The 4,499-nt window shown below is 66.5% G+C and carries 5 protein-coding genes; 4 read left to right on the top strand and 1 reads right to left on the bottom strand.

What is annotated here, in order from left to right; genetic code table 11:
* The first annotated feature begins 257 nt into the window (after positions 1 to 257).
* The 3 genes from EN879_RS25290 (at position 258) to EN879_RS25300 (ending at position 3,136) form a co-directional block, all read left to right on the top strand.
* Complete coding sequence (locus tag EN879_RS25290; RefSeq protein WP_063168582.1) at positions 258 to 1,478, top strand: hypothetical protein; 1,221 nt, start codon at positions 258 to 260, stop codon at positions 1,476 to 1,478.
* A 33-nt stretch (positions 1,479 to 1,511) separates the two neighbouring features.
* On the top strand, positions 1,512 to 2,144 hold the full coding sequence (locus EN879_RS25295) for a PQQ-binding-like beta-propeller repeat protein (protein WP_013530712.1): 633 nt from the start codon (positions 1,512 to 1,514) through the stop codon (positions 2,142 to 2,144).
* 161 nt (positions 2,145 to 2,305) lie between these two features.
* Positions 2,306 to 3,136, top strand: coding sequence for an aldo/keto reductase (locus tag EN879_RS25300; protein ID WP_174299083.1), 831 nt, complete (start codon positions 2,306 to 2,308; stop codon positions 3,134 to 3,136).
* Positions 3,137 to 3,232: 96 nt separating this feature from the next.
* Here EN879_RS25300 and EN879_RS25305 read toward each other — a convergent pair whose 3' ends face one another.
* Positions 3,233 to 3,538 (bottom strand): hypothetical protein, encoded by a 306-nt coding sequence (locus EN879_RS25305; RefSeq protein ID WP_013530714.1) that lies wholly within the window; start codon positions 3,536 to 3,538, stop codon positions 3,233 to 3,235.
* 208 nt (positions 3,539 to 3,746) lie between these two features.
* On the opposite strand from EN879_RS25305, the gene EN879_RS25310 reads away from it, so the two are divergent.
* On the top strand, positions 3,747 to 4,499 hold a 753-nt coding region (locus tag EN879_RS25310), incomplete at its 3' end, for an ATP-binding protein (protein ID WP_164774565.1).

Below are 4,499 nucleotides of genomic sequence, written 5' to 3' on the forward strand. Positions count from 1 at the left end.
GAATAGGGCGGTGAAGCGGGAGGGTGGGAGTTACAAGTGTGACGGGATTTGCAGGAGCCGGCCCGTCGCAGCAGGGGTGGCGCATCCTCACGGTGCCTTCGGCCGGGTGGAGAGGAGTGTCGGTTGGCATTGTCGGTTCTCCCTTGGCGTGCCGCGCGTTGCCGATAGTTGCCGATGCGGCTTGCCGGTTGACGGTACGGATTTAAGTTAGGGCGGCGACGCACAAGGGTGGGAGTTACAAGTGTGACGGGATTTGAATGGATTCGCTGATCACCGCGGCTGCGCTGGCACTGGCCGGAGGCGACCCGCTCGGCGCGCTGGATCGCGTCGCCTTGCGCGAAGACCCGCCGGCGCTGGCGCTGCGCGGCATTGCCATGGCGCAGCTCGGTGATCTCGATCGCGCCAAGGCGCTGCTGCGGCGTGCCGCGCGCGGCTTCGGCCCGAAAGAGGCGGTAGCGCGTGCCAGATGCGTCGTTGCCGAGGCCGAGATCGCGCTGGTCTCGCGGGATCTCGGCTGGCCGGCCAAGGCTTTGGATGCGGCGCGGGCGACGCTGGAAAAGCATGGCGACCGGCTGAACGCAGCGCATGCCGGCCACCTCAAGGTGCGGCGCCTGCTATTGATCGGCCGTCTCGACGAGGCCGAAGACGTGCTGGCGGGGCTCGACCCGGCACCGCTTCCGCCGGCCTCGCGCGCCGCCCACGAACTTGCCGTCGCCGGCATCGCGATGCGGCGCCTCAAGACGAAGCCGGCGCGCAGGGCGTTGGAGTGGGCACGCCACGCCGCCCGCCAGGCCGGCATTGCGGGGCTCATCGCTGAAGTCGACCGCGCATTCCTGGCGCTGGACACGCCGGCGGCGCGGCTGATCGCGGCTGGCGAGCAGCGCCCGTTGCTGCTTGAGGACGTCGAGGCGTTGCAGGCGTCGCCGGCGCTGCTGGTCGATAATTTCCGATATGTCGTGCGCCAACAGGAGAAAACGGTCTCGCTGGCCACGCGCCCGGTTCTGTTCGCGCTGGCCCGTACGCTCGCCGAAGCGTGGCCAGGCGATGTGTCCAGGGCGACGCTGATCGCGCAAGCCTTCGGCGGCAGGCACGCCGATGAATCGCATCGGGCGCGGCTGCGGGTCGAGATCGGCCGGCTGCGCACCGAATTGCGGGGCTTGGCCGACATCGGCGCCACCAGCCAGGGCTTCGCGCTGGCGCCGCGCCAGGCACGCGAGGTGCTGGTGCTGGCGCGGCCGATCGAGGAGCGGCACGCGGCGGTGCTGGCTTTCCTTGCCGACGGTGAATCCTGGGCGAGTTCGGCGTTGGCGCTGGCGCTTGGCACCGGGCAGCGCAGCGTGCAGCGGGCGTTGGAGCAGCTTGGCGAGGCCGGCAAGGTGCAGTTTTTCGGTCACGGCCGGGCGCGCCGCTGGATGACGCCTCCACTGGTGGGATTCACGACCACCTTGTTACTCCCGGCCCCGCTGCCGAACGGTTAGGAAGTGACATCGGATCTCAATGAGGACAAGGACATGAAACAGTCAACGGCCGAAATCCTGCGCGAATACGGACCCTTTGCCGATGTGGAGAGGGTGCATGGGGTGAGCTTTGACGGCAGCAATGTCTGGTTTGCCTCGGGCGAGAAGCTGAACGCCTTCGATCCGGAGAGCGGGCAGAACCTGCGCTCGATCGATGTCGCGGCGCATGCCGGCACCGCCTGGGACGGCCAGCATTTCTTCCAGCTTGCCAACGACCTGATACAGAAGATCGACCCTGATACCGGCCAGGTGTTGGCGACTATTCCGGCGCCCGGTGGTGGCGGCGATTCCGGGCTGACCTGGGCCGAAGGAACGCTCTGGGTGGGACAATACCGCGAACGCAAGATCCACCAGGTCGACCCGGAAACCGGTGCGATCCTGCGCACCATCGAATCCAACCGCTTCGTCACCGGGGTGACATGGGTCGAGGGCGAGCTGTGGCACGCCACCTGGGAAGGCGACCAGAGCGACCTGCGCCGCGTCGACCCGAAATCAGGCAAGGTTCTGGAGAAGCTCGACATGCCGGCCGGGATGGGCGTGTCGGGGCTGGAATCCGATGGCGGCGACCGCCTTTATTGCGGCAGCACATCCGCCGGGGTGGTGCGGGCGGTGCGCCGGCCGCGGTGAGGATGCGGCCGACGCCGAAGTCACACTTGCAGGCGCACTTCACACGGCAATTTGTCCGCTGTCGGCTGGCCGTTGCCCCTTGTCGGACCTAGATAGGCTGTGCGCCGGGCGGACGCCCGGCCCAGCTTTGCAAAGGATCCCTCATGCCTGAACAGCCCACCATGCCCGAACAGATTGCATTGAACGACGGCTCCGCCATTCCCCAACTCGGCCTCGGTGTGTGGCAGGTCGACCAGGACATCACCGCCGACGTGGTGGGTTGGGGCATCGAGGCCGGCTATCGCCTGATCGACACCGCCGAAGGCTATCAGAACGAGGAAGGGGTCGGAGAGGCGATCCGCAGTGCCGGCGTGCCGCGGGCTGAGCTGTTCATCACCTCGAAACTGCGCAACGGCGCGCACCAGCGCGATGCGGCCTTGCGCGCCTTCGACGAGACGATGGAGAAGCTCGGCGTCGAACAGATCGACCTGTTCCTGATCCACTGGCCTGTGCCCAGCCAGGACAAATATGTCGAGGCCTGGAAGACGCTGGTCGAACTCAGGCAGGCCGGCCGCATCAAATCGATCGGCGTTTCGAACTTCAACCAGGACCATCTGGAGCGGATCATCGGCGAGACCGGTGTGACGCCCGTCGTCAACCAGATCGAGCTGCATCCCCAGTTCCAGCAGCGCGGTGTCAGGGACTTTCATGCCAAGCACGACATCCGTATCGAAAGCTGGAGCCCTCTGGGCAGCGGCCGGCTGCTCGGCGATCCGACCATTGCAGGCATCGCCAAAAAACATGGCAAGTCCGTCGCACAGGCGATCATCCGCTGGCATCTCCAGGAGGGGCTGATCGTCATTCCAAAGTCGATCCGCAGGGATCGCATCGCCGCCAATTTCGATGTCTTCGATTTCGAACTGGATGCGCAGGACCTGCAGACGATCCGCGGCATGGATTCGCCCGAGGGCCGCAACGGACCCAACCCCGCCACAGCCGCGTTCCTGTTCTGAGAGGCAAGTTTTAACGAGCTGGCAACGAAACTGCTAATCTCCCCCACGAGGGGGGAGATTGGCAGCTTTGCGGCTTTCGCCAATTTCTTGCGCCCCTCAAATCCCGGACCCATCCAACTGCTGGGCGTCTTCGCCTTCCCAGGGCGCCGGCATCGACGCGCGGCTAAGGTTGGCGGTGGGCAGCGGCATCCAGCATTTCAGTTCCGGGTCGGCGTATTCGATGACGCGCCCGGGCGAAGAGTCCGACGCGCGCCAGCCTTCCGAGGCGAACTGGTCGGCACGCGACCAATAGGCAAGGTCGACTTCCGCCGGTCCCTGCTCGGACGGACGCACAGTGACCAGGATGCGGCTGCCGTCCTTCGGCGCCGTCGACATGTGGCGCCACCGTTCGGGCTCGTCCATCGCATTCCTCCTCGCACTCGTAGCGTTGGGAGGAGTGTCGCCTCGTGGTCCGAAGGGGTCAACCCAAAGTTTGCGCCAGGCATCGGCTGATGACCCCTCCAGACGGTGCCTGCACAGTTGTGCGCAACACGCCGCGGGCGGTCATGCACGCTCGACGGGCCGTGACCCAGTTGATAAGCCCGTCTGCGAAAGGAGCGCCTGAGTCGAGATGACCGTTGCGATCGAGATGGGACAGACGACCGCAGGCGCCCCGGCGAAGCTGGATCTCGAGGAACTGCTCGCGACGCGCCTTTTGGTGCAGGGCAATTCGGGCTCCGGCAAGTCGCATCTGCTGCGGCGCCTGCTGGAGCAGAGCGCGCCCTGGGTGCAGCAGACCATCATCGATCCCGAGGGCGACTTCGTTTCGCTGGGCGACCGTTACGGCCATCTGGTGATCGATGCCGAGCAGCATACCGAGCGCGGCCTGCAGGCGGCAGGCGAGCGGGCGCGCATGCATCGCGTCTCCACCGTGCTCAATCTCGAAGGGCTCGACGCCGAGAACCAGATGCGGCGTGCCGCCGCCTTCCTCGGCGGGCTGTTCGAGGTCGCCCGTGACCACTGGTACCCCATGCTGGTGGTGGTGGACGAGGCGCAGCTGTTCGCGCCGGCGGTGGCCGGCGAGGTTTCCGACGAGGCGCGAAAGCTCTCGCTCGGCGCGATGACCAATTTGATGTGCCGTGGCCGAAAGCGCGGGCTGGCCGGCATCATCGCCACCCAGCGGCTGGCAAAGCTCGCCAAGAACGTCGCCGCCGAGGCGTCCAACTTTCTCATGGGCCGCACCTTCCTCGATATCGACATGGCGCGTGCCGCCGACCTTCTGGGCATGGAGCGGCGCCAGGCGGAGGCGTTTCGCGACCTGGAACGCGGGCAGTTCATGGCGCTCGGCCAGATCCTCGGCGCTGACTTGCGGCTCCGCCGGTTC

Origin of the sequence: Mesorhizobium sp. M7A.F.Ca.AU.002.02.1.1 (assembly GCF_003998535.1) — a bacterium.
In the GTDB taxonomy this organism is placed as follows: Bacteria; Pseudomonadota; Alphaproteobacteria; order Rhizobiales; family Rhizobiaceae; genus Mesorhizobium; species Mesorhizobium ciceri.